The sequence below is a fragment of the Nitratireductor sp. J20-h4 genome (assembly GCF_056780505.1).
In genome coordinates, this window is record NZ_CM165557.1 from 2,289,658 (window position 1) to 2,314,340 (window position 24,683).

At 65.8% G+C, this 24,683-nt stretch carries 21 protein-coding genes; 9 read left to right on the forward strand and 12 right to left on the reverse strand.

Features of this window, described 5'->3' with window-relative positions:
* Nucleotides 1-34 precede the first annotated feature (34 nt).
* Nucleotides 35-979 (forward strand): alpha/beta hydrolase, encoded by a 945-nt coding sequence (locus ACT2B0_RS11170; RefSeq protein ID WP_473464708.1) that lies wholly within the window; start codon nucleotides 35-37, stop codon nucleotides 977-979.
* Here ACT2B0_RS11170 and ACT2B0_RS11175 read toward each other — a convergent pair.
* On the reverse strand, nucleotides 957-1,856 hold the full coding sequence (locus tag ACT2B0_RS11175) for a LysR substrate-binding domain-containing protein (RefSeq protein WP_473464710.1): 900 nt from the start codon (nucleotides 1,854-1,856) through the stop codon (nucleotides 957-959). The genes ACT2B0_RS11170 and ACT2B0_RS11175 overlap by 23 nt on opposite strands.
* 119 nt (nucleotides 1,857-1,975) lie before the next feature.
* Here ACT2B0_RS11175 and ACT2B0_RS11180 point away from each other — a divergent pair, with 119 nt between their 5' ends.
* From ACT2B0_RS11180 to ACT2B0_RS11195, 4 genes are all read left to right on the forward strand, one after another.
* Entirely contained in the window at nucleotides 1,976-2,155 is a 180-nt protein-coding gene (locus ACT2B0_RS11180) for a hypothetical protein (protein ID WP_473464712.1), read from the forward strand.
* A 40-nt stretch (nucleotides 2,156-2,195) separates the two neighbouring features.
* Entirely contained in the window at nucleotides 2,196-2,384 is a 189-nt protein-coding gene (locus ACT2B0_RS11185) for a hypothetical protein (RefSeq protein ID WP_473464715.1), read from the forward strand.
* 432 nt (nucleotides 2,385-2,816) lie between these two features.
* Nucleotides 2,817-2,957: a hypothetical protein gene (locus ACT2B0_RS11190; protein WP_348117507.1), complete on the forward strand. Its 141-nt coding sequence runs from the start codon at nucleotides 2,817-2,819 to the stop codon at nucleotides 2,955-2,957.
* A gap of 231 nt (nucleotides 2,958-3,188) precedes the next feature.
* A complete protein-coding gene (locus ACT2B0_RS11195; protein WP_473465919.1) occupies nucleotides 3,189-4,199 on the forward strand; it encodes a GlxA family transcriptional regulator in 1,011 nt (336 codons plus the stop codon).
* 97 nt (nucleotides 4,200-4,296) lie between these two features.
* On the opposite strand, the gene ACT2B0_RS11200 is transcribed toward ACT2B0_RS11195, so the two are convergent.
* The 11 genes from ACT2B0_RS11200 to ACT2B0_RS11250 all read right to left on the reverse strand — a co-directional run bounded on the left by ACT2B0_RS11200 (nucleotide 4,297) and on the right by ACT2B0_RS11250 (nucleotide 19,299).
* On the reverse strand, nucleotides 4,297-5,118 hold the full coding sequence (locus ACT2B0_RS11200; RefSeq protein ID WP_473465922.1) for a DUF1194 domain-containing protein: 822 nt from the start codon (nucleotides 5,116-5,118) through the stop codon (nucleotides 4,297-4,299).
* A gap of 86 nt (nucleotides 5,119-5,204) precedes the next feature.
* On the reverse strand, nucleotides 5,205-6,026 hold the full coding sequence (locus tag ACT2B0_RS11205) for a DUF1194 domain-containing protein (protein WP_473464718.1): 822 nt from the start codon (nucleotides 6,024-6,026) through the stop codon (nucleotides 5,205-5,207).
* Between the two features lie 129 nt (nucleotides 6,027-6,155).
* Nucleotides 6,156-8,717 carry a GcvT family protein gene (locus ACT2B0_RS11210; RefSeq protein WP_473464720.1) on the reverse strand — a complete coding sequence of 854 codons (2,562 nt, stop codon included), beginning with the start codon at nucleotides 8,715-8,717 and terminating at the stop codon, nucleotides 6,156-6,158.
* A 376-nt stretch (nucleotides 8,718-9,093) separates the two neighbouring features.
* Nucleotides 9,094-10,290: a hypothetical protein gene (locus ACT2B0_RS11215; protein WP_473464723.1), complete on the reverse strand. Its 1,197-nt coding sequence runs from the start codon at nucleotides 10,288-10,290 to the stop codon at nucleotides 9,094-9,096.
* A 30-nt stretch (nucleotides 10,291-10,320) separates the two neighbouring features.
* Nucleotides 10,321-11,751 carry an aspartate aminotransferase family protein gene (locus tag ACT2B0_RS11220; RefSeq protein WP_473465925.1) on the reverse strand — a complete coding sequence of 477 codons (1,431 nt, stop codon included), beginning with the start codon at nucleotides 11,749-11,751 and terminating at the stop codon, nucleotides 10,321-10,323.
* Between the two features lie 53 nt (nucleotides 11,752-11,804).
* Nucleotides 11,805-12,812 (reverse strand): NAD-dependent epimerase/dehydratase family protein, encoded by a 1,008-nt coding sequence (locus ACT2B0_RS11225; protein ID WP_473464725.1) that lies wholly within the window; start codon nucleotides 12,810-12,812, stop codon nucleotides 11,805-11,807.
* Nucleotides 12,809-13,240, reverse strand: coding sequence for a DMT family transporter (locus tag ACT2B0_RS11230; RefSeq protein WP_473464728.1), 432 nt, complete (start codon nucleotides 13,238-13,240; stop codon nucleotides 12,809-12,811). The genes ACT2B0_RS11225 and ACT2B0_RS11230 overlap by 4 nt, the downstream gene beginning before the upstream one ends.
* Nucleotides 13,241-13,360: 120 nt before the next feature.
* On the reverse strand, nucleotides 13,361-14,707 hold the full coding sequence (locus ACT2B0_RS11235; RefSeq protein ID WP_473464730.1) for an FAD-binding oxidoreductase: 1,347 nt from the start codon (nucleotides 14,705-14,707) through the stop codon (nucleotides 13,361-13,363).
* Nucleotides 14,707-16,140: a UbiA family prenyltransferase gene (locus tag ACT2B0_RS11240; RefSeq protein WP_473464733.1), complete on the reverse strand. Its 1,434-nt coding sequence runs from the start codon at nucleotides 16,138-16,140 to the stop codon at nucleotides 14,707-14,709. The genes ACT2B0_RS11235 and ACT2B0_RS11240 overlap by 1 nt, the downstream gene beginning before the upstream one ends.
* Nucleotides 16,141-16,351: 211 nt before the next feature.
* Nucleotides 16,352-16,615, reverse strand: a complete 264-nt coding sequence (locus ACT2B0_RS11245) for a hypothetical protein (RefSeq protein ID WP_348117481.1) — start codon at nucleotides 16,613-16,615, stop codon at nucleotides 16,352-16,354.
* A 155-nt stretch (nucleotides 16,616-16,770) separates the two neighbouring features.
* A complete protein-coding gene (locus ACT2B0_RS11250) occupies nucleotides 16,771-19,299 on the reverse strand; it encodes a mechanosensitive ion channel domain-containing protein (RefSeq protein ID WP_473464735.1) in 2,529 nt (842 codons plus the stop codon).
* Between the two features lie 201 nt (nucleotides 19,300-19,500).
* On the opposite strand from ACT2B0_RS11250, the gene ACT2B0_RS11255 reads away from it, so the two are divergent.
* Genes ACT2B0_RS11255 through ACT2B0_RS11270 form a run of 4 tightly spaced genes read left to right on the forward strand, consistent with a single transcriptional unit; the run spans nucleotide 19,501 to nucleotide 24,678 of the window.
* On the forward strand, nucleotides 19,501-20,760 hold the full coding sequence (locus ACT2B0_RS11255; RefSeq protein WP_473464738.1) for a sarcosine oxidase subunit beta family protein: 1,260 nt from the start codon (nucleotides 19,501-19,503) through the stop codon (nucleotides 20,758-20,760).
* 9 nt (nucleotides 20,761-20,769) lie between these two features.
* Entirely contained in the window at nucleotides 20,770-21,102 is a 333-nt protein-coding gene (locus tag ACT2B0_RS11260) for a sarcosine oxidase subunit delta (protein WP_348117475.1), read from the forward strand.
* Nucleotides 21,099-24,098 (forward strand): sarcosine oxidase subunit alpha family protein, encoded by a 3,000-nt coding sequence (locus tag ACT2B0_RS11265; protein WP_473464740.1) that lies wholly within the window; start codon nucleotides 21,099-21,101, stop codon nucleotides 24,096-24,098. The genes ACT2B0_RS11260 and ACT2B0_RS11265 overlap by 4 nt, the downstream gene beginning before the upstream one ends.
* Entirely contained in the window at nucleotides 24,091-24,678 is a 588-nt protein-coding gene (locus ACT2B0_RS11270; RefSeq protein ID WP_473464743.1) for a sarcosine oxidase subunit gamma family protein, read from the forward strand. Before ACT2B0_RS11265 ends, ACT2B0_RS11270 begins: the two co-directional genes overlap by 8 nt.
* The last annotated feature ends 5 nt before the right edge of the window (nucleotides 24,679-24,683 follow it).

Here is a 24,683-nt window from a genome sequence, read left to right on the forward strand (position 1 = left end):
TAATTCACTTCCGCGCATATGAGCGGAGAAGAATATGCAGAGCCTGAAAAGCCGCCTCGTCGCGCTGGTCCTCAAGCACACCCGCAAGAAATCGTTCCGCTCGGCCGCGGCGTTGCACAAACGCATCGCCGCCGCGCGCAAGATGGAGGATCACCGCCCGCCGCAGGCGATCCGCCAAAAGCTCGCGATCGAAGAGCGCCAGGTCGACGGCTTTCCCGTCTACGAGATCACCCCGTCCGCGCCGCGCGGCGAAAGCCGGCTGATCTATTTCCACGGCGGCGCCTATTGTTTCGAGATCACGCCGTTTCACTGGAACCTGATCGCCGAACTGGCCGAGCGGCTCGCGATCAGAATCACCGTGCCGATCTATCCGCTCGCTCCCGAACACGACATTCACGCCATGTTCGGCATGGCGATGACGCTCTACCGCCAGGTTCTGGAACAGACTCCGTCACACGACATTCTGTTTGCCGGCGATTCGGCCGGCGGCAACATGGCGGTGGTGCTGACCATGATGGCGGCACGCGACGGACTGCCCCTGCCGGCCGCGCATCTTTTGATCTCGCCCGGCCTCGACATGACCATGACCAATCCGCAGGTCGAAGCCGCCGCGCGGCTCGATCCCTGGCTCGATATTCCCGGCGGGCTGGAAGCCGTGCGGCTTTATGCGGCCGGCATCGATGTCGCCGACTGGCGCATCAGCCCGCTTTACGGCGACTTGTCGATCCTGCCGCCAAGCCTCGTCTTTTCCGGTACGCGCGACCTGCTTTATCCAGACACGCTGATCTTCGTCGACAAGGCCCGCCGCGCCGGTGTCGACATCGAGCTCGTCAGCGGCGAAAAAATGTTCCACGTCTGGCCGCTGATCGACATGCCGGAGGCGCGCCGTGCCCGCGAACGCATGGTCGCCTTCCTGTCCGAACGGCTCGCTACGCGCCCGACGGAGCCCGTACCCGTCAGAACCGCCCGGTCGCCTTGAACGCCTCGAAGGTCGCGCGAATGTGGTCGGCCGCCGCGCGCACTGGCGCGCTCGCCTCCGGCGCAACCATCATGGCGAGATTGTAGTCGCTGAGTTCGGGCATGCCGTCCTTCGGGCCGAGCGCCACCAGGTCGCCCCCGATGAAGGAGCGGGGCAGAGGCGCGACCGCGAGGTCGGCGAGGATCGCCGCGCGCTGGCCGGCGGTGTGCGCGCTCATATAGGCAACCCGGTAGTTGCGGCCCTGCGCGCCGAGCGCGTCGAGCGCGTTGGCCCGCCAGATGCAACCTTCCTCCCACAGCGACACCGGCAGCGGCTCGCGCAGATGCGCCGAGCCGCCGCGCGCGCCGCCCCACACCACCGGCTCGGTCAAGAGGATTTCGGCCTCTTCCGGCGCCGTCTTGGCGCAACAGGTAATGATGACGATGTCGAGCTGGCGCTCGGTCATGCGCCGTTTCAGGTTCACGCTCTGGTCTATGGTCACGTCGACGGCGATCGCCGGGTGGGTTTCGGCAAAGCGGCGCAGCACCGCCGGCAGCACACGCTCGCCGTAATCGTCCGGTGAGCCGAGACGCACCACGCCGGTAATGTCGGGAACGATGAATTTCGACACCGCCTCGCGATTGATCGCCAGAAGCCGGCGCGCGTAACCAAGCAGCAACTCGCCATCATTGGTCAGGGTCACCGAGCGCGCATCGCGCGTGAAGACCGCGCGGCCGAGCGTCTCCTCGAGCTTCTTGATCTGCATGGATACGGCCGACGGCGTGCGGAACACCGCGCTCGCCGCCATCGTGAAACTGCCCGTCTCGGCGATCGCCACGAAGGTGCGCAGCACGTCGAGTTCGAGCAGCGGGAGGGGGTGATTGAGGGGAGCGGTCATCGAACTCTTTCAGTTTTATTGAACCGATGTGTCATTTCATTTCGTTTGATTGAAGCGAAAACCGCCCCCATAGTCAAGGTCGAAACAGGCGGGACCCGCCATGACAAAGGAGACGAACGATGTTGTCGCAAGCCGCTTTCGTGCATCTGGTCGAAGGTTTCGCCGTTGCTCGCGCCGACACCGACGCGGCCGAGCGGCCAACAGGCGAGGCATCGCCGCAGCCGATTCGCTGGCATCACCGGTTTACGCATCGCCTGGCGCGGCGGGTAAACCGAACCAGCGCCCCCTCCCGCCGGTAACCGGCCACACGACCTTCCCTGATCCAGAAAGGAACCCGACATGTCCATGTTCAGCACCGTAGGCCGTATGGTTCACGCCTTTGCCGAGATGCGCAGGTTGAGCCGCAACGAACGCATCATCGCCGCCCTGCCGCCCGAGATCCAGAAGGACATCGGCTGGCCCGACCCCGGCGCCCATCGCTCCCAGAACCGGCGGGATCCGCGTTTCCTGAACCTGCCGGGATCGTGACATCGCCGCCGCAGTGACGGCCGGCATCGCCGGCCGTCCCGCCCGATTTCGTTGAGGATGAGAAAATGCGCGCCCTGACCCTTCTCCGCCGTTTCATCGCCGAATTCGATGCGATCTGGGAGCATGCCCGCACCGGGCGGAACCCACGCAGCGCCCCCTTGCGCGACCGCCCGGCGACGGGCTCAAGCCACGCAAAACCGACATGGCGCGCATGACAAATGCGCATATCGGCGACCTATGCTTTTAACAGGCTGTTTTCATTATGTTTTTACAAACGGCTTTTACTTGCTCCGATGTCGCATTTCGCATGGTCCGCTTCGCATTTTCCGTAGCAGAGCCGACCGGCCATACCTATATGTCGGCCATAGCGAGGTGCCCCACTCCAATGCGCGAAGGCAAACCCGTACGACCCCTAATGTATGGAGAACCGTCATGAAGCTTTTCGCCCGCATATTCGCCGCTCACCGCAACGGCAACCTCACCACCGTTTTCGAACGCCAGCGTCTGAGCAGGACGATGCCCGGCCAGACCGGCGCCCTGGCCGCATCGCGCCTCGGCTACATCGTCAACTGAGGCCGATGCCGTTCCGGGCACGAAGGCCCGCATGATCGACAAGACGCCCGTCCCGGCAATCCCGGACGGGCGTTTTTGGTGACAACGCGGGCGGGATCCGTCGATCCTCACGTGGAAGCGGTCACGAAAATATTCACGGCTGATCCGTTCGAGGCCGTTGACAGTCCATGCGTTTCAAGACGACAGTTTGATGAAGGCGACGCAGCCGCGCCGATGGAACACAAGCTTGTCATGGGGGCCGATGTGAGCATCAGGGGCACCGTCAAAAGGTCCATCGTTTTCTTCCTCGTCCCCGACTTCACGATGCTCGCCTTCGCAACCGCGGTCGAACCGTTGCGCGCGGCCAACCGCATGCTCGGTTACGAAGCCTATCGCTGGCGCCTGGCCAGCGTCGACGGCAGGCCGGTGAGGGCCTCGTGCCAGGTCGAATGCACGGTCGACACCTCGCTCGACGACGAGCGGCGCAAGATGTCGGGCCAGGAACGCCCGTCGATGGTCGTGGTGTGCAGCGGCGTCAATGTCGAGACATACTCCAACAAATCGACCTTCGCCTGGTTGCGTGAGGAGGCCAATCGCGGCGTCGCGATCGGCGGTCTGTGCACCGGCGCCTATATCCTGGCCGCTGCGGGACTGCTGTCCAACCGCCGCTGCGCCATTCACTGGGAAAACCTGCCCGGCTTCTCCGAGCGCTTCCCCAAGGCGAACGTGATCGCGGATCTGTACGAAATCGACCACAACCTGCATACCTGCGCCGGCGGAACGGCCGCGCTCGACATGATGCTCAAGCTGGTCGGCGACGATTTCGACGACGGGCTCGTCAACCGCATCTGCGAGCAGGTGCTGACCGACCGGGTGCGCAGCCCGACCGACCGCCAGCGACTGCCGCTGCGCGCACGGCTCGGCGTCCAGAACGCCAAGGTTCTGTCGATCATCGAACTGATGGAGGCCAATCTCTCCGAACCGCTGTCGCTGGTCGAGATCGCCGACGGTGTCGGCCTGTCGCGACGCCAGATCGAGCGGCTGTTCCGGCAGGAAATGGGCCGTTCGCCGGCGCGCTATTATCTGGAGATCCGCCTCGACCGGGCCCGCCACCTGCTGATTCAGTCCTCCATGCCCGTGGTCGAGGTCGCCGTGGCATGCGGTTTCGTGTCGGCCTCGCATTTTTCAAAGTGCTACCGCGAGCTTTACGCCCGCTCCCCGCAGCAGGAGCGCAACGACCGCAAGAGCCTGCTCGCCGCCTGACGCGGTTCCTCCCGACGGAAACCGGTTTGGCCCGGGGCTGTCGTTCGCGTCTGTCCGCGAGCCCGGAAACGCGCCGCGAGGCCCCAGCTTCACGGCATCAATTGTCGTCCCAGAACCATTGCCTGTCCCGCCACATCTTCTCGCCGATCAGGCAATCATAGTCGTCGGCCAGCGCCTGCGCCGGGCTCGCCGCCACCGGAACCACCCGCGTGTCGCGACCCGAAGACGCCGTTTCGATCGTCGGCCGGCCGGCCAGTTCCAACACCAGCTTGCGCCGGATCGTTTCGGGAAAATGCGACCACTCCGTCACCGGAATGACAAACGAGCCCGGCCCACCGATGACGCAATGCGCGTAATAGCGATCGAGATCGGGCACGTCGAAACGGGTGGTCATGCCGCTATTGGTCATCAACGGCAGACCGTTGACGACGATGCCGCGCGCCACCAGCCCGTCGCGGGTCGCCTTGACCGGCGGGCCTTGATTGTTGGGGCCGTCGCCCGACACGTCGACGACCCGTTTCATCCCCCTGAACCCATTGTCTTCAAAAAGGCTTTCGGCAAAAAGCAGCCCGCTGGAGATCGAGGTGCGGCGCGCGCTCCTGGCCGGCGTGGCCGTCAACAACGCCACGAAGGCCTCGGCGTCCCTGCGTGAGGCGATGCGTGTCCACGGCACGACGAGGCGCTGGCTGGTTTCGCCCGCCCATTCGACATAGGTCACCGCGATCTTGCCGTGCAGACCGCCGCGAATCGCCGCGATCACCCGCTCGTGCACGAGCGCGGCCATATAACCTTCGCGCTGGATGTTGAGTTCGCTCGGCGACATTGACAGCGAGACGTCGACGGCCAGCACCAGTTCGACGTCGACCACCTCGTCGGCCTCGGCCGCGCTGCCGGCCAGTGCACGCACCGGAACGGCCATGGCGAGCGCGAGCACCACGATCAGCGCCAGCACCATGACCGGAACCGGCAATGCGAGCCGGTGCGATCCGCGCGTCCTTCTGGCCATCACTCCTGCTCCATGCCGCTCCAAATCTTTTCTCCGATCAGGCAATCCACGCCGCCCCCGCCATCCGCGCCGGCAAGCTGCGCGACCGTGTGGACCGGAACGGCGAGATGCGACAGTTCAAGTACCAGCTTCCGGCGCACCGCTTCGGCGAATTGATCCCAACCGCGCACCGGCAACAGGAAGGCGCGCGGTCCGCCGATCACGCAGTGCGAATAATAGTCCTCCAAAAGCGCGATCGTCTCATCGCCGAAGGCGCGGCCTTCCAGAATGATCGGCAGGCCGTTGATGGTGATCCCGTTTTCCACCGCGATGTCGCGCCACGCGGAAACCATGCCGCCCTGATTGTTGGGACCGTCGCCGGAAATGTCGATAATGCGCCGGACGCCGCGATATCCGCTCTCGGCGAACGCGCGCATAGAATGGCGAATCGCGCCCGAAATCGACGTCTGGAACAGGTTGCGCACCGGTGCCTGCTCCAGAAGCGTCGCGACACGCTCGGCCCGGGCCGGGCCGTCGATCAGGGTCCACGGCACCACGACACGGCGCGAATTCGACGCGCCCCATTCCACATAGGTGAGTGCAACCCGGCCATGTCGGCCGGTTCCGATCGCCCGCAGCACCTCCGGCGAGCGCAGCGCGGTGATATAGCCTTGCCGCTGCAACGCGAGTTCGTCGGCGGTCATCGAACTCGACACGTCGACGGCCAGCACCAGCTCGACGTCCACGACTGCGCCGTCCTCGGCGCCAAACACGCTACCCGGCGCGCCAAGCGCCAGCGCCGCCAGCACCAGTCCGGCAAACGGGCTCCAGACAACCGACATGGTCCCATGATAGGGCAATCGCGACGGCAGGAAAGCGAGCGGCCCGGCGATAGCGGGGCCACGCTTTCACTTTTGCGCGACCGTGAACGCCCGGCGCGGCGGCTGAACGGCCGAGCTCCCTGAAACGCGTCAGCTGCGCGGCTTGAGGTTCTCTGGGTCGTAGAGCGGCCTGTAACCGACGGCGGCGACCTCGACCGGGTAGGTTTCGCCAAAATACTCCACCGCCAGCCGTCGTCCTTCCTGGCAATAGGCCCACGGCAGATAGGCAAGCGCGATGTTCTTGCCGATCGTCGGGCCGTAGGCGACCGAGGTGGTGAAGGAACGCCGTCCGAGCGCGTCGACCAGCGTGGCGCCGGTGTCGGGATCGATCACCGGCATGATACCGACCGGATAGCGCGCCACGCCGGCCGGATCGACATTGTCGGTCATCACCAGCGTGCACAGCATTGCCGGCTGATGCTCGCGGGCGCGATAGTCGAGATGTTTCGCCTTGCCGCGAAAATCGGCGTCCTTGACCTTCGGGCGGGCAAGGTCGGCCTCGTAGAGATTATACTCGGTCAGGAGATCGGCATTCTGCAGCCGCAGGCTTTTTTCCATGCGCCGCGAATTGGCATAGGTTTCCACGCCGAACGCCATCACCCCGGTCGCCCTGAGCGCGTCCCAGACCGCGAGCCCGTCCTCATAGGCCATATGCAGTTCCCAGCCCTGCTCGCCGACATAGGAGAGCCGGAACGCGGTGACGTCCTTGCCGGCGATCCGCACCGGCCGAATGGCGGCGAAGGGAAAATTCTCCAGGCTGAGCGCACCCGGATCCTCGACCGCCTTTTGCAGCGTGACGCGCGCGTTCGGCCCCCAGATGCCGATCGTGACGTAGCGTTCCGTCACGTCGGTGATGGTGACGTCGAGCCCGCGCTCCTCGGCGGTCCGGCGCATATAATGGAAGTCGCGCGGCCCGGCATCGGCCCCGTCCACCACCCGGCACCGGTCGGCCATGCGGATCACGGTCAAATCGGCGCGCACCATGCCCTCGTCGTCGAGGAAATGGGTGTAGATGCCCTTGCCGATATTGGCGTCGCCGCCGATCCTGGCCGCGCACAGCCACTCCATCAGCGCGACATGGTCCGGCCCCTCGACATCGTAAATGGCAAAATGCGACAGGTTCACGATGCCGCAATTCTCGCTCATTTCCAGATGTTCGGCGTTGGAGACGCGCCAGAAATGGCGATTGTCCCATTCGTTTTCGCGCACCGGCACGCGCTCGGCGTATTTTTCCACAAGAGGCGCGTTGGCGGCGTAACCGTGCGCGCGTTCCCAGCCGCCCAATTCCATGAAATGGCCGCCGAGTTCGACCTCGCGCGCGTGAAACGGCGAGCGGCGTAGATTGCGCGCCTTGGAAAACGGCTCGCGCGGATGCACGGCCGGATTATAGACCTTCATCGCCGTCTCGGTGCAGCGCCCGGCAATAAAGCCTTCTTCCATCTGGTGCGGATAAAACCGCGCGTAGTCGATGGCGTGATGGTCGATATGGGTGCGCCCGTCCGTCATCCAGTCGGCAATCAGCTTGCCCATGCCCGGACCGTCCTTCACCCAGATGGCGACGGCGTACCACAGCCCCCGCGCCTTCTGGCTCTCGCCGATCGAGGGGCCGCCGTCGCTGGTCACCTGCAACAGGCCGTTGAAGGACCGCTTTTCCTCGTAGCCGAGTTCGCCCAGGATCGGCGTCAGTTCGATGGCGCGTTCCAGCGGCTCCATGATCTGCTCGATGTCGAGGTCGCGCTGCGAGGGCGACAGCCGCGCCTGCTCCTTCGACTGAAGCTCGCGCGGATGGCAGAGCCTCGGCGCCTTTTCCTCGTAATAGCCCCACTCGATCATGCCGCCTTCCGAGCTCGTCGGGTCGCCGGTATCGCGCATATAGGCCGAATTGCCCTGGTCGCGCATCAGCGGCCAGCCGATCTCCTTGCCGGTGCCGGCGAACTCCCGATACGGGCCGAAAAAGGTCAGCGGATGGTCGATCGGCATCACCGGCAGGTCCTCGCCCACCATCTCCGCCACCAGCCGCCCCCACAGCCCCGCGCACACCACCACATGGTCGGCCAGGATGGTGCCGCGCGCGGTTTCCACGCCCCGGATGCGGCCGTCCTCGACCACGAGCCCGGTTGCCGGTGTGTTGGCGAACGCCTTGAGCTTGCCGGCCGCGACCCCCTGGTCGACCAACTTGCCGGCCACCGTCTGCGAGCGCGGGATGACGAGACCGGCATCGGGGTCCCACAGGCCGCCCTGCACCATCTCCTCTTCGATCAGCGGGAATTTCCGCTTGATCTCGGCCGGATCGACGAGATGGGCACGCGTGCCGAACGCCTTGGCCGAGGCGACCTTGCGCCGGATCTCGTCCATGCGCGCGTCATCGCCGGTGCGCGCGACCTCGAGCCCGCCGACGCGGGCGTAATGGCCCATCTTCTCGTAGAAATCGATCGAGTAGAGCGTGGTCCAGCACGACAGGAAATCGTGGCTGGTCGCGTAGCAGAAATCCGACGCATGCGCCGTCGAGCCGATGTCGGTGGGGATGCCGGACATGTCGATGCCGACGATGTCGTCCCATCCGCGCTCGATCAGATGATGGGCGACCGAGGCGCCGACGATGCCGCCCAGCCCGACGATCACCACCTTGGCCCGTTGCGGAAATCCTGCCATCTGCCCACGCCTCCGGAAGCTTCGGAGGCGGACTATAAGTCGGCGCGCAGGCCCGATTGCAGCCTGTTTGCGACACAAGCCAAACGGCCCGCGACGCCGCCTTCCACGCGCGCGGCAGCGCCCGCGTCATGCGCGCGGCCGGCATCGCCTAGCCGGCCGGCAGTCCGGCGTCGGCGGCCCTCGGTCGGCGGATGATACGGCGCGGTCGGCGGCTGCCCCTCGTCCGCGCCGATCCGGACCAGGCGCACGACCCGCGCGGAGCGCACGGCCGACAGCGGCACAAGGTCTGGCGCGTCCCGCCCCCCGCCGCCAGAAAAAAGGCCGCGACGGGCGCGGCCTTTTACCGGATTTTGGGTGCGCCGGCCGGCCGGCGAAACTACCGGTCCGGCGACAGGTCGAAGCGCGGCCGCCAGCGCGCGGCCAGAAGCACGACCATGCCGCCGGTGAAGACGAAATAGAACCGGTCGTCGGGCAGCGGGAAACTGGCGAATTTGCCCAGCGTGCCGATCGCCAGCGCGAACACCAGCATGTTGGTGCGCGGCGTCATGCGCCCGGCGCGCGCCAGCAGCGCCCACGCCGCCACCAGCACCAGCAACAGGCCCGGCCAGTCATTGTGCATCAGCGCCACGAGCACGCCGCGCACATAGCCGCGCACGAAATCGACCATCGAGAAGTCGGGCGCGAAACCGGCCATCGAATTCTGGATCTGGACGCAGGAAAAATAGAAATGCGCCCACCAGCCCGGATGGCCGCCCTGTTTCTGGATCAGGATGACGGTCAAGAGCGAGACCGCGAACGTGGTCAGCATCGGCAGGGCGCGCCAGCGAAACAGCACCGACGCGATCAGCAGCGCGAACACCAGCACGATATTGTCCGGCCGGATCAGCACCGACGTAAACAGCAGCCCGTAGGCGGGCAGATCGCGCCCCGAGGCCAGAAGCAGGATCGCGGCCAGCGAGACCAGCGCCAGAAGCATGTCCGGCGTGACAGCCGTGGTCATATGGGTGTAGTCGGCCACCAGCAAAAACGGCATCGCAAACAGCGCCGCCTGCCAGGCGTCGTTGCGCCCCAGCCACCACAGGCACAATAAACCGACCCCGATCGAAGGCAGGATCGATAGAAGGATCGAGCCCGTCGCCAGCCCGGTCAGCGGTTCGAGCCAGCGCAGCAGCGCGATATAGGCGATTTTGACCCGGTACATCGACAGTTGCGACTGGAAATCCTCGGGATTTTCCCACTGGTTCAAATTGTACGGATTGCTGAATTTCAGGTGGTAGAGCTGCGATTCGCGCGCGCCGGGCTCGATCACGGCCCAGGTTTCGCGATGCAGGTCCGCCGCCTCCGTATGCCGGTTTTCGAGCGCGGAGGCGACATAGGCGACCATGTCCCAATTATAGTCGGGCCGCACCCAGGCATAAAGCGCCGTCCCCAGGATGACGACCACCATGAAGACGGCCGCCAGCCTGTCGAAGACGGTCTTGGTCGCGATCCGGCCGAGCAGCGCCCCCACGACCGGCGTGGTGAGCGCCCAGCCGATCGGGCTGTTGCGCTCGGCCCGTTGCGCTGTGTTCATCTCGAAACTCCCCGCCCCTACTCGACGTCCTCAGGACATCTGGCTTTTCACGAAATCCTTCACGATCGCGACGATGCCGCGGCCGAGCAGGCTGTCGAGCGCGTCGACGAAGGCATCGACATGCTCACGGCCGCAAATCAGCGGCGGCTCGAGCCGGATGACGTTGCGGTTATATTCGGTGAAGGCGACCAGAACGTCGTGATCGCGCAGAAGCAGCGCGCCGACGAAGCCCGACAAGGAGCCCTTGAGCTTGTCGTCGAGCACGCCCACGATCGGCCGCAGCACCATCGGCAAGGTCTGCGAAAAATCCTGGAATTCCAGGCCGACCATGAGGCCCCTGCCCCGCACATCCTTGATGATCTTGGGATATTTGTCCTTCAGCGCGTCCAGCCTTTCGAGCAGATAGGCGCCGGTGTCGGCGGCATTGTCGATCAGCCCCTCGTCATAAAGGATGTTCATCGCCTCGATCGCGGTGATCGACGCCTCGCCGATGCCGCCAAAGGTGGCCGCGGCATGGATCATCGCCGTCTTCGGCGCCCCATAGGCCTTCATGTAGATTTCGCGGCGGGCGATCATCGCCGCCATCGCAGTCTTGCCGCCGCCGAGCGATTTGGCGAGCGCGGTGATGTCGGGCACGACGCCGTAATGCTCGAAGGCGTAGAAGCGGCCGGTGCGCCCGAAGCCGCACTGCACCTCGTCGGCGACCCAGATCACCCCGTACTGATCGCACAGCGCCCTGAGCTTGACCCAGAATTCGGCCGGCGCCTGGACAATGCCGCCGCCGCCCTGGACCGTCTCAAGCACGATGGTGCCGATCTCCGGATCGGACCGGAAGGCGCGCTCGATGGCGTCGATGTCGCCGAACGGGACGCGCACATTGTCGCCCGGCAGGCGGAAATCGGCGCGGTAGAGCTGGCCGTCGGTAATCGCCAGAACGCCCTTGGTCTTGCCGTGGAAGGAATTCTCCGCATAGACCATTTTCGGCCGCTTCGGGCCGGCCGCGCGTTCGGCGAGCTTGACGGCGGCTTCCATCGCCTCCGACCCGGACGAGCCCAAGAACACCATGTCGAGATCGCCGGGCGAGCACTGCGCGAGATTGTGCGCGAACGCGGCCGCATATTGCGACATGAAGGCGATCGCGATCTCGTGGCGCTTCTCGTCCTGGAACTTCTTGCGCGCCTCGAGGATGCGCGGGTGGTTGTGGCCGAAGGCGAGCGAGCCGAACCCGCCGAAGAAGTCGAGGATCTTGCGACCGTTCTGGTCGACATAATACATGCCTTCGGCACGCTCGATCTTCACCTTGTGGAAGCCGAGCAGCTTCATGAAATGAAGCTGACCGGGATTGAGATGCGCCTTGAACAATTCCGTCATGCGCGGCACGTCGAGCGCCTTGGCGTCCTCGACCGACAAAAGCTCCGGCTTGGGCAGTCTTGCAGGGGCGAGTTCGGGCGCGTCCACCATGGCGCGCGCGGTCTTGATTTCAGGCTTGGCCATCACGGTCATCTGTTGGTTCCTTATTCCGCCGGCTGCAGGGTTGCGGGCACGGCGCGCCCCTCGCGCTTGGCGCGATATTCGTCATAGGCGGCGATCAGCATGTCGCCATCGTTGTATGCGGGCACCCAGCCCAGCTCGCGCTCGCCCTTCGACACGTCGAGCACGCACATCTCGTCGGCGATCAGATATTGCTCGGGATCCATCAGCGGCAGATTGATCAGGTCGAGGAAGTCGAGCGTGCGTTTGACCGCCCAGCCGGGCGTGGGCAGCAGGAAGGATTTCGAACCGGCGTGGCGAACCAGGTCGCCGAGCAGCTTGCGCACCGGCGGCGGGTTGAGCGAGCCGAGATTATAGGCCTCGTTGGGCACGCCCGCCTTCCAGCCGAGCCTGGCCGCCTCGGCGCAGTCGAACACCGAGATGAACTGGTAGGGGTTCTTGCCCGAGCCGATCATCGGCACCGGCAGGTTGAGGTCGACCAGCTTGAACAGTTTTTCCAGGATGCCGAGCCGGCCCGGCCCGATGATCAGCCGCGGCCTGAACAGCGAGATCTTCATGCCGCGCGCGCGCCATTCGGCGGCGAGTTCCTCGGTCTTGAGCTTCGACAACCCGTACTCGCCGAGCGGGTTGGCCGGATGGTCCTCGGTCTGCGGCCACACGAATGTATGGCCATAGATCATGTCGGTGGTGAAATGCACCAGCCGGCCGCACCCTCTCACATCCATTTCCTGGATGATGTTTTCCGTGCCGTGGTAATTGACCGGCCAGAAGAAATCGTGCCGCTTGGCCCGAACCTGGATCGGCGACAGCATCTTGGCCGACAAATTGTAAACCATGTCGTCGGCCTTCAGTCCGACCGCGGCGACCGAGGCCTTGTCGGTGACGTCGCAATGAATGAAGTGCGCCTGGCCGTAATGCGGCAACTCGCTGCGCACGATATCGGCAACGATCACCTCCTGGCCCTCGGCCAGCAGTTTCGGGGCAAGATGGCGGCCGACGAATCCGTCGCCGCCGAAAATCACATGTCTCATCGGGTCAACTCACTGGTCTGTACGGTCGGGGAAGAAACGGTGGCCGGCTCGTCGTGCGTCCGCCCGCTCTGGGCAATCAGCACGGTGCCGACGCAGATGAAGGCGATGCCGGCGATCCTGAGCGCGTTCAGATCCTCGCGGAAAACGAAATAGGCAAACACCGCGACCGCGACATAGGCCAGGCTCAGGAAGGGATAGGCGAAGGACAACTCCACCTTCGACAGCACGAAGAGATGCGACGCCATCGAGACCACAAAGGTCAGCAGCCCGAAGAACACCCATGGGCTGAACACGATCTGCAGGATCTTGAGGACCGGGTTCACCCCCGCGAACGAGAGCGGCCCCATCGACATCATGCCGTGTTTCAGCATGAGCTGGGCCGCGGCGTTGGTCATCACCGTAAACAGTATGAATCCGATATATTTCATGTCACCACCACATTCATGCTCGATATAATATCAAAATAAGAAATATTCGTGAATCCCGTTGTATTTTCTGGATAAAAATCAGATATACTTATTGGTAACCATATTTTCGTTCCATTTTATCTATTCCGCGGCGGCTCGCGCTGGTGCGACCGCGTCCAAGCCCTCAGCCACCGTGCGCCGCCAGAAATCCGACATGAAAGCGGGGTCGCGCAGCGCCTCGACCTGCCGCCAGGCCGGAAACGAGGCCGAAAAAACGTCCGGCGCCATCAAGGCGTGTTTGTAGGGATTGACCGCACCGCCAGCCGCAACGGTGATGCGGTCGAGTTCGGCGAGTAAGGACAGGGTGCGCGCACCGAGATCGGGAAAATCGAGCGTCAGCGTGTAGCCCGGGCGCGGAAACGACATCAGCCCGGGCGATGGCTGGTCTCCGAACCGCTTGAGCACGGTCAGGAAGGAGCCCTGGCCGGCCCGGCGCGCCGCCGCCAGCAGGGCCGGAACCGCCTCGCGCGCCGTATCCGTGGGGATGGTGCTTTGGTGCTGATGCAGTCCGCGCGGTCCATAAAGCCGGTTCCAGGCCGCCACGCCGTCGAGCGGGAAAAAGAAGCCGCGCGCATTGACCCGCCCGCTACCGCGCGCCGTCCTGGCCCGGTAGGCCGCATTGAACAGCTTAAGCGCCGGCCGGTTGAGCAGGTTGAGCGGCGGCTGGAACGGCACGGTCAGCCGCGCCGGGCGCACATCGTAGTGCAACGTTCCGCCGTCGGCGTGATTGCCCGTCAGCAAGAGGCCCCTGCCGGCCTTGGCGCCGGTGGCGAGCTGATCGATCCAGGCGACAGCATATTCATTGGCCGCGTCGGCCGCCTCGGCAAGCGCGAAATAGTCGTCGAGCCGGTCGAACGGGCGCACATTCTGCTCGATATCGAGCCCCGTGATCGGCATCAGCCGGATTACGGCCCGGGTGATCAGCCCGGTCAATCCCATTCCGCCAATCGTGGCGCGGAAGAGATCGGCATTCGCGTCGGCGCGGCATTCGAGCGCGCGCCCGTCGGAGCGCAGCAGTGAAAGCCTCTCGACATGGCGCCCGAACGTGCCGCGCCGGTGATGGTTTTTGCCGTGAATGTCGTTGGCGATCGCGCCGCCCAGCGTCACCCATTGCGTGCCCGGAAGCACCGGCGGCAGGAACCCGTGCGGGGCGGCATGGGCGATGATGTCGGCCAGAAGCACGCCGGCTTCGGCCTCCAGAATGCCCGTCTGGGGATCGAATTCCAGAATGCGCGCGGCCGGGCGCATGTCGACCAGCCGGCCGGAACTGTTGAGGCAGGTGTCGCCATAGCTGCGGCCATTGCCGAAGGCGAGCAGGCTTCGCGCCCGCGCCTCGCCGGAGGCCAGAAGGCCGGCCGCTTCCTCGAACGTCAGCGCCGATTGCCGGGCCGCGTTCGGCCGTCCGAAACTCTGCAGACCGTTTTTCATCACATGCTCGCCGCTACCAGCAGCAACGCCCCGAAACCGGCGACGAGCTGGCTGCGCCAGTCACGGATGATGAACACGACCGGGTCCTCATGCATCTCGCCGCGGCGCGCCAGCACCCAGATGCGCATGACGATGTAGAGCACGATCGGCGCCAGCGGCCACACCATCCACGGCTCGCCGTAGAGTTCGCGCACGCTGCCGGAATCGATGTAGAGCGCAAGCACCAGCACCGCCGCAAACCCCGAGGCGACACCGGACTGGCCGATAATGTCGATATCCTCGGCCCGGTAGCCGCGTCCGGCCAGGCGCACGCCGCGCTCCAGCTCGCCATCGTCGAGTTCGACGAAGCGTTTGACCAGCGCCAGCGACAGGAAGAAGAAGATCGAGAAGGCGAGCAGCCAGAACGAGACCTCCGTTCCCGTGGCCGCCGCGCCGCCGAGGATGCGCATGGTGTAGAGGCCGGCGAGCGTCAGCACGTCGATCAGGAGCATGCGCTTGAGCGACACCGAATAGGCGGTGGTTGCGACCAGATACCCCGCCAGAACCAGCCAGAACTGCGGGTCCAGCAGCGCAGCCAGCACCGTGCTGGTCGCCAGCAGGACGACGATGCTGGCAAGGCCGAACGGGATCGACAGCCGACCGGACGCGAACGGCCGGTTGCGCTTGGTGGGGTGTTTGCGGTCGAGCGCCAGGTCGAAGAAATCGTTGATGATGTAGATCGCCGAGGCGGCGGTGCTGAAGGAGAAGAAGGCGATCAGGCACGCCACGACCATCTCGACATTGAGATATTCGTGCGACAGCACCATCGGCACGGCAATCAGCGTGTTCTTCAGCCATTGGTGCACGCGCAGCATCTTGACGACGGCGCGCAGGTCCGGCCGCTCGCCGGGCACGAGTTCGCAACCATGGGCGGCCTGCCAGCGCGCGGCCGCGCGATCGGGCGCGACCACGATCGACTCGCGCGCGGCGCCGAACACCTTGAGATCGTGGCGGCTGTTGCCGACATAGTCGAACCCGCCATCGCCGAAAGTCTCGACGAGCCGCGCGCGCTTGCGCGACGAGGTCAGGTTCACGCCGTCCTCGGTCGCCAGAACGTCGTCGAACAGGCCCAGATGTTCAGCGATCGCCTCGGCGAACTTGCGCGGCGTGCCGGTCGCCAGGATGATGCGGCGCCCGGCCGCCTTTTCCTCCGCCAGCCGCGCCGCCACCGCCGCGCGGTAAGGCAGGCTCGCCGGATCGATGTCGACGCGCGCCGCGATCTCGTTCTTGAGCCGCGCGGGACCGCCAAGCAGCCAGAACGGCACCAGGAGGAAGGCGAGCGGGTGCTGGCGCAGCAGCAGGAAAAGCCCTTCCCACAAAAGATCCGTCGCGATCAGCGTGCCGTCCAGGTCGACGGCAAGCGGGATGGCGGTTCGGTCGGCGCGAGCATCCATATCAGGCAACCTTCACAAGCAGGGCACACCGGTCGTCGGGTGCGCCGTCTGGCGAAGGTCTAGCCGCAGTTGCCCTACAAAAAGCTGAATCCGGGCCGCCGCGCCGCCGGTAGGGCGCGGCTTTTCGAAACCCAGGCTTAACAGGCGGTTAGCTGGAAAGATAAAAGGCCGGACAAAGGCCCGGCCCGCGCTGCGATGATGGCAGGAGCGGCTAGCGGATACGCCCGCGCCCGCCATCTATCTCGACCGCCTCGGTGCCGGTCAGCGCCTCGCGGTCGCCGTTCGGCATGGTCACGAAACAGCCATTGGGGCAGAACTGCACAGTTTCGCCGCCCGCCAGAACGAGCTCGCTCTGCGTGCCGCCCTCCGTGACGATCACCGTGCGCGGCTCCGAATCGCGATTGACGATGCTGGCCGCGAAGGCAGGCCCGCCCGCGACAAGCAGGGCGGCGAGGATCATGATGGATCTGTTCATCTATCGGGTCCGGTGTTTCCACCGCCTCTCATTGGTTCGGCGAGCCGTGGCTCGGCTTTCGATCCAGTCTATAGGGTTTCCATGCTGAACGGCAACTGAACGGGCGATCAGGCCCCGCCTGCCGCCGAAGCCGCGGTGGTCGCACCGGTCCGTCCTCAACTGTCGGGATCGACGGCGCGCCGACGGCGGCGGCGCGGTTTGATCTCCTTGGCGGCCGGCTCGGCCCCGGCGTCCGGCGCCTCGGGCTCGTTTCTTGCCGCCGCCGCGGCCCGGGGCGCTTCGACCGGCGGCGCGGCGCTTCCCAAGGCGCCTGTCCCGCTCTTGATGTGGATGTCGCGCTGCGGGAACGGAATTTCAATGCCTTCGCGCTCGAAGGCCTCCACGATCTGGAAGCGGATTTCGTTTTGCACCGAAAGTCCGCTCAAAATGTCGGACAGATAGAGCCTGAGCTCGAAATCCAGCGACGAAGCGCCGAAATCTGCGAAAAACACGAACGGTTCCGGATTTTTCAGAACCAGCGGATGGCCACGTCCGATCTCCAGCAGGATGTCGTGGACGCGCTTGACGTCGGAGCCGTAGGCCACGCCGATGCGGATTTCGACGCGGCCGAGCTTGTTGCGGTGGGTCCAGTTGCCGACGGCGGCGTTGATCAGGTCGGAATTGGGCAGGATCACCGTCTGGCGCTGAAACGTCTCGATCTCGGTCGCGCGCACGCTGATGCGCTTAACGGTGCCGGTCACCGCCCCCGCCTCGATCCAGTCGCCCGCCTTGAACGGGCGTTCGGCGAGCAGGATCAGGCCGGAGACGAAATTCGACACGATGTTCTGCAGTCCGAAGCCGATCCCCAGCGACAAGGCGCCGGCGACCAGCGCGAGATTGGACAGATTGATGCCGGCAGCCGAAACGCCGATCAGCGCCGCGACCGCGATGCCGGCATAGCCGACCGCCGTGCGGATGGAGTTGCGCACGCCGGCGTCCACGCGCCCGCGCGTCAGCACCGAGCCGTCGAGCCAGCCCTGAAAGCCGCGCGTCAGAAAATAGCCGAGCGCGAACACCAGAACGCCGGTCAGGATGCCGATCAGCGAGAACGAGACCGAGCCGATGGTGATCTCGTTGGCGAGCCTGTAGGCCCAGCTGGTGATGTCGCCCCACTGGAACCCCCATTGCAGCAGGATCAGCGGCACGCCGACGGCCACGATCAGTATATTCGTGCACACGCTGGCCACGAGACCGAGCTGGTCGAGCGAAATGTCCTCGAGCAGGAAGCGCCGGCGCACGAAACGCCCGAGCGCGGTATCGATAAAGGCGCCCTCGCGCGAAATCGCGCTCGCCGACAAAAAGCCGATATACATCGTCGCCCCGATCGCACCGGTGATGACGATCTGCTTCGACAGGAAACGCGCAAAGCCGATATAACCCAGTATCGCCGCGACCGTGGTGCCGATGCCGAGCACGAGAAAGAAATAGTTGAGCGGCCTCAGCCGACGCGGCCCCGGCGTGTCCTCGTCGGGGCGCGCCGGACGCACGAGCCCGATCAGCGTCACCAGCACACCGACGATCACCGTGGCGAGCAGGCTCTTGGCGATCGTCAGCGACAGCGGCGAGCCCATTACCTGGTTGATCTTGTTCATCGCCACGTCGAGGCCGTTGATGACGGCCGTCATCCAGGCGAGCCAGAACAGGCGGAAGGCGGATTTCGAATCGACGGGAAGCAGCCGCCAGTCGGCGCGGGCCGGCGACAGCGCCGCGCGCGCCAGCCGGTTGACGAAGAACACGATCACCGCGACCTGGGCGAAGGTCGACAGCATCGCGGCGATATCCGAGCGCAGCACGTTGAAATAATCGAAGAAGAAGTAGCTGGCGCCGAAGAAAACGGCGAGCGACGCCGACGGCAGCAGGGTCGACCAGAAGGCGACGGAAAGACGCGACAGATAGGTCGGCGCGGGATGATCCTCTTCGACCTCCACCATGCCCGAAAAGAACCGGTTGCCGACGAACAGGATCACCCCCGCCGCCGCCAGCGCCAGCAGGGTCGCGATCAGCACCGACTGCCATTTGAAGGTAACAACGAAACGCAACCATGACGCGAACGCCCTGTAGAGATCGTGCGCTTCTGCGACCAGGTCGTCCAGCGTGCCGGGGCTCAGCGCGGCGACGATGTCGTAGCGTTTCGACAGCGTGTCGGTGAACAGGTCGCGGCGCATGGCGCTGATCCGGTCGATCAGCCGGTTGACCCGAAGCGATTCGCTTTCCGCGCGGCCGAGCAGCGCATTGATCTCGGCCTTTTCCTGCACCAGCTCCGCCCGCTCCTCGGCGACGATTTCCGGCTCCGGCGGCTGGTCCTCGCCGGGCGCCGGCCCGAGCGCGTCCAGGCGCAGGTTGATCTCGTTGAGGCGCGGGCGGAATTCGACGCCCGCGCCGAGAAACGCGGCCGCCAGGTCTTCAAGCTCGAGCCGCAATTCGACCAGCCGGGCATCGTCGGTCGCGTTCTGCTCGACCAGCCGCTGCAGGTTCTCGCTTCGCTTCATCAGCTCTTCGATCGCCGCCCGCTGCCGGTCGAGCAGGCTTTGGCCGGCCGCGGCGGTGGGGGTCTCCGTCTGAGCGCGCGCGGGTGCGCCCGCCACGCTGCCGGTCGCGAGCGCCAGCCCGGCCACGACGAGAAAAAAACGGACAAATCGAAACAAGGATAAATTCACGCGCTACTTCCGCCCACGGGCAATCGGCTTCGGCTCCATCATTAGTAACACCGCTTCAATGGGGCAAGCCGGCCAGAGGCGATGGCCGGGGCGGTATGGTCGGTCCAGCGAAAGGCGACGGCGTATTCCAGGCTTTCCGACCGGATTGCGGGCCTATAGTGTCGCACCGACTGCGAGCGGACAGGCACCATGGCCGAATATTCCCTTTTCTCCCTTATCAAGAACGCCTGGAACGGCAATCGCGACTGGAAACCGGCCTGGCGCAAGGCCGAGCCGAAAACCGATTACGACGTCGTCATCGTCGGCGGCGGCGGTCACGGGCTGGCAACGGCCTATTATCTGGCCAAGGAACACGGCATCACCAATGTCGCGGTGCTGGAAAAGGGCTGGCTCGGCTCCGGCAATATCGGCCGCAACACCACCATCGTGCGTTCCAACTATCTGTTGCCCGAATCGATCCGCTTCTACGATTTCTCCGTGAAATTGTGGGAGGAACTGGCGCACGACCTCAATTACAATGTGATGTTTTCCCAGCGCGGCATCCTCAATCTCGCCCATTCGCCGGCCCAGGCGGACGACTATATCCGCCGTGGCAACGCCATGCTGCACGGCGGCGGCGACGCCGAATGGCTCACCCCGGCCGAGATCGCAAAAAAGGCACCCGGCGTCGACCTGAGCGCATCGGCCCGCTTTCCCGTCGTCGGCGGCCTGCTGCAGCCGCGTGCCGGCACGGCGCGCCATGACGCGGTCGCCTGGGGTTATGCGCGCGGCGCCGACCGGCGCGGCGTCGACATCGTCGAGAATTGCGAGGTCACCGGTTTTCTGCGCGAGGGCGAGCGCGTCGTCGGCGTCAAGAGTACGCGCGGCGAAATCCGGGCCAAGAAAATCGCCGTCGCCGTGGCCGGCTCGACCGGCCGCGTCATGAAACTGGCCGGCATCGACACCCTGCCGATCGAAAGCCATGTCCTGCAGGCCTTCGTCACCGAATCGCTGAAACCCTTCGTCGACACGGTGGTCACCTTCGGTGGCGGTCACCTTTACATGTCGCAGTCCGACAAGGGCAGCCTTGTCTTCGGCGGCGATCTCGACGGCTATAATTCCTACGCCCAGCGCGGCAACCTGCCGGTGGTGGAGGAGGTGATGAGCGAGATGGTGGCGCTGTTTCCCGGCCTCGCCCGGGTGCGTCTGCTGCGCTCCTGGGGCGGCGTGATGGACATGTCGATGGACGGCTCGCCGATCATCACCACCGGCCCGCTGCCGGGCATGTATCTGAATTCGGGCTGGTGTTACGGCGGGTTCAAGGCGACGCCGGCCTCGGGCTGGACCTTTGCCTGGACGATCGCCAAGGACGCCCCGCACGCCATCAACGCCCCGTTCACGCTCGAGCGCTTCCATCGCGGCGCACTGATCGACGAAAAAGGCCAGGGCGCCACGCCCAAGCTTCACTAGGATCGCCCGATGCTGATCACCTGCCCCTATTGCGGTCCGCGCGACCTTGCCGAGTTCTCCTACCAGGGCGACGCCAACCGGCCGCGCCCCGACCAGCACGACACCGACCAGGCGCGCTGGAACGCCTATGTCTACGACCGTTCCAATCCGGCAGGCCCGCATCGCGAATATTGGCAGCACGCCGGCGGTTGCCGCAAACATCTGCTGATCGTGCGCTCGACCCTGACGCATGCCATTGAAAGCGTCGCCTTCGCGGGAGCCCAAGGCGCGACGCCGCAAGCGCCTCGGCGGGCGGCCAAGGGCCGCACGAAGACCGGACCGGCCAAAGGGAAAAAACCATGAGCCCGCGCCGCAGCACCGAGGGCGGCCGGATCGACCGCGGCCGCACGATCCGGTTCAGTTTCGACGGCAAGACCTATCAGGGCCACCCCGGCGACACGCTCGCCTCCGCCCTGATGGCCAATGGCGTGCGGCTGTTCGGCCGCTCGTTCAAATATCATCGCCCGCGCGGCCTGCTGGCGGCCGGCGTCGACGAGCCCAACGCGCTGGTCACCGTGCTCAAGGGCACGGTGCGCGAGCCCAATATCGCAGCCACGCAGATCGAGATTTACGAAGGCCTGACGGTGGAAAGCCAGAACCGCTTTCCCTCGCTCGATGTCGACGCCGGCGCGGTCAACCAGCTCGCCGGCGGGCTGCTGTCGGCCGGCTTTTATTACAAGACCTTCATGGGCCCGGTCGTCGGTCCGCTCAAGGGCACGCGGGTCTGGATGGCGTGCGAACATTTCATCCGCCGCGCCGCCGGCCTCGGCCGGGCCGGTCACGACGCCGATCCCGACCGCTACGAGCGCATGAACGCGTTTTGCGACGTGCTCGTCACCGGCGCCGGACCGGCCGGCCTGTTGGCCGCCAAGGCCGCCGCCGAGGCCGGCAAGCGCGTCATCCTGGCCGATCTCGAGCCGGTGCCGGGCGGTTCGGCAAAATGGTCCGGCGACACGATCGACGGCCTGCCGGCCGCCGCCTGGGCGCAAGGGACGATCGAGGCGCTCGGCGCCATGGACACGGTGCGGCTTTTGCCGCGCACGACGGTCTGGGGCTACTACGACGGCAACACGCTCGCCGCGCTGGAGCGTGTCACCGATCACAAGCCGGCGCCAGACAGGGGCGAGCCGCGCCATCGCCACTGGACGATCCGCGCCGGCGCGGTGGTGCTGGCGACGGGCGCGTTCGAGCGCCCGCTGGTCTTTCCCGGCAATGACCGGCCGGGCGTGATGCTCGCCGACGCGGCCGTGCGCCTGTTGCGGGAATACGGCGTCGTCGCCGGCTCCAGGCTCGCGCTCTTTGCCAACAACGACGACGCCTATCGCGCCGCCGCGGCATTGGCCGAGGCCGGCGCGACAATCGCCGCCATCGTCGACATGCGCGACACGATCTCGCCGGCCGCCCGGGCGCTCGCCGAACGGGCCGGCGCGGAATTGCTTGCCGGCCACGCCGTCACCGGCACCAAAGGCCGCAAGGCGCTCCGCGAGATCACCGTCCAGCGCCTGCGCGAGGGTGAAATCACCGGCCAGCCGCGCAGGATCGCGGTCGACTGCCTGTTGATGTCGGGCGGCTGGTCGCCGGCGATCCACCTGGCGAGCCAGGCCGGCACGGCGCCGCGATGGGACGAAGCGCTGCAGGCCTTCCTGCCGCCAAAACCGACCCAGAACTGGGTCGGCGCCGGCGCCTTTGCCGGCCGTTTCGCGACCGCGACGGCCCTTGCCGATGGGCTTGCGGCCGGCGCGAAGGTGGCCGGCGGCAAGCCGCCGCGCAAATCCGCGCAGCCCAGGGTCGAGACCCTGGAACTGGACATCGCGCCCGCGCCGGTCTTCGAGATCCGCCCGCCCGGCAAGGCTGGCAAGGCCTTCGTCGACTTTCAGCACGACGTCACCGCCGAGGATGTGCGCCTGGCCCACCGCGAGGGGTTCGTCTCCGTCGAGCACCTCAAGCGCTACACCACGCTCGGAATGGCGACCGATCAGGGCAAGACCTCCAACGTGCCCGGTCTCGCCATCATGGCCGCGGCGCTGGGCAAAACCATTCCCGAGGTCGGCACGACGCGTTTCCGCCCGCCCTACACCCCCGTCTCGCTGGGCGCGCTGGCGGCCGAGCGCTACGGCGAATTGCGGCCCGGCCGGCTCACCCCGATGCACGACTGGCACGTCGAAAACGGCGCGACCATGTATGCGGCCGGGCTCTGGTACCGGCCGATGATCTATGGCGGGCGCGGCGAGACGGTCGAGCAGGCCTATGTGCGCGAAGCCGCCGCAACGCGCGCCGGGGTCGGCGTCGTCGACGTCTCCACCCTCGGCAAGATCATGGTTCAGGGTCCCGACGCGGCCGATTTCCTCGACCGGGTCTACACCAACACCTTCTCCACCCTGCCGGTGATGAAGGCCCGCTACGGGCTGATGCTGCGCGAGGACGGGCTGGCCTATGACGACGGCACGACCTGGCGCCTGGCGCAGACCGATTTCCTGATGACGACCACCACGGCCAATGCCGGCAAGGTCATGCAGCAGCTCGAATATTATCTCGACATCGTCTGGCCCGACCTGAAAGTGACGCTCACCTCCGTCTCCGACCAATGGGCCGGCGCCGCGATTGCCGGCCCGCGATCGCGCGACGTGCTGGCCGCCTGCGTCACCGGTACGGCCGTCGACAACGACACCCTGCCCTTCATGGGCATCGTCCGTGGCGAGGTCGACGGCGTGCCGGTGATGATCTGCCGCCTGTCCTTTTCCGGCGAGCGCGCCTACGAGGTCTATTGCGGCGCCGGCCACGGCCTGCATGTGTGGGAAGCGTTGATGGAAGCCGGCAAACCGTTCGCCATCGTGCCCTACGGGCTCGAGGCGCTGGGGACGCTGCGTATCGAAAAGGGCCATGTGACCGGCGCGGAGATCGACGGACGCACCACCGGGCGCGATCTTTATCTCGACTGGATGCTGTCGAAGAAAAAACCCTTCGCCGGGTCGATGATGATGGATCGCGAGGGCCTGTGCGACGACGACCGCATCCGCCTGGTCGGCATCGTCGCCCTCGACGACAGGCCGCTCGGCGGCGGCGCCCATATCGTGGAACACAACGACCCGGCCGAAATCCGCGATTCGATCGGCCACGTCACCGCCGGCTGCTATTCGCCCGCACTCGGCAAATATATCGCGCTGGCGCTCGTCAAGGGCGGCAAGACGCGCCACGGCACGCGCGCCTTCGTCTCCGACCCGCTGCGCAAGCGCTTCGGCCTGGTCGAGATCGTCAGCCACCATTTCTACGATCCGGAAGGGAGCCGCATGCATGGTTGAACCCGTGTCGCCGCTCGGCGCGGCCTGGAAACCGGGCGCCTATCCCAACACCGCCGGCGAGACCGGTCTGGTCCTGAGCGAGACCCGTCCCGGCTCGATCGTCCAGGCCGCGGCCTGGCGCGGCCGGGAAAAGGCGCTGATTGACGCTATCAAGTCGGTTACCGGCCTGGCGCCTGTCGACGGCGTCGACGCCGGCCGGGTCGACGGGACCAAGGCCGCGTTCGGGTTCGCGCCCGGAAAATTTCTGGTCGTCGACCAAAGGGAGGGCCTCGCCGCTGCCCTCGGCGCCGTAATCGGCGTGGAGACCGGCACCGTCACCGACCTGTCGCACGGCCGCACCGCGCTGCGCCTGGCCGGAGCCAAGGCCGAATGGGTGCTGGCCAAGTTCTTCGCGCTCGACTTTTCGCAGAGCGCCTTCCCGCCAGGCGCCGGCCGCGCGACCAGCCATCACGACATTTTCGCCCAGATCCAGCGCTCCGGCGCCGAGCAGTTCGACCTCTACGTCTTCCGATCCTTCGCCCGCGCCTTGTGGACCGCGTTGTGTCACGCGAGCAAGGAAACCGGCTACCGGGTCGGGTGACGGCC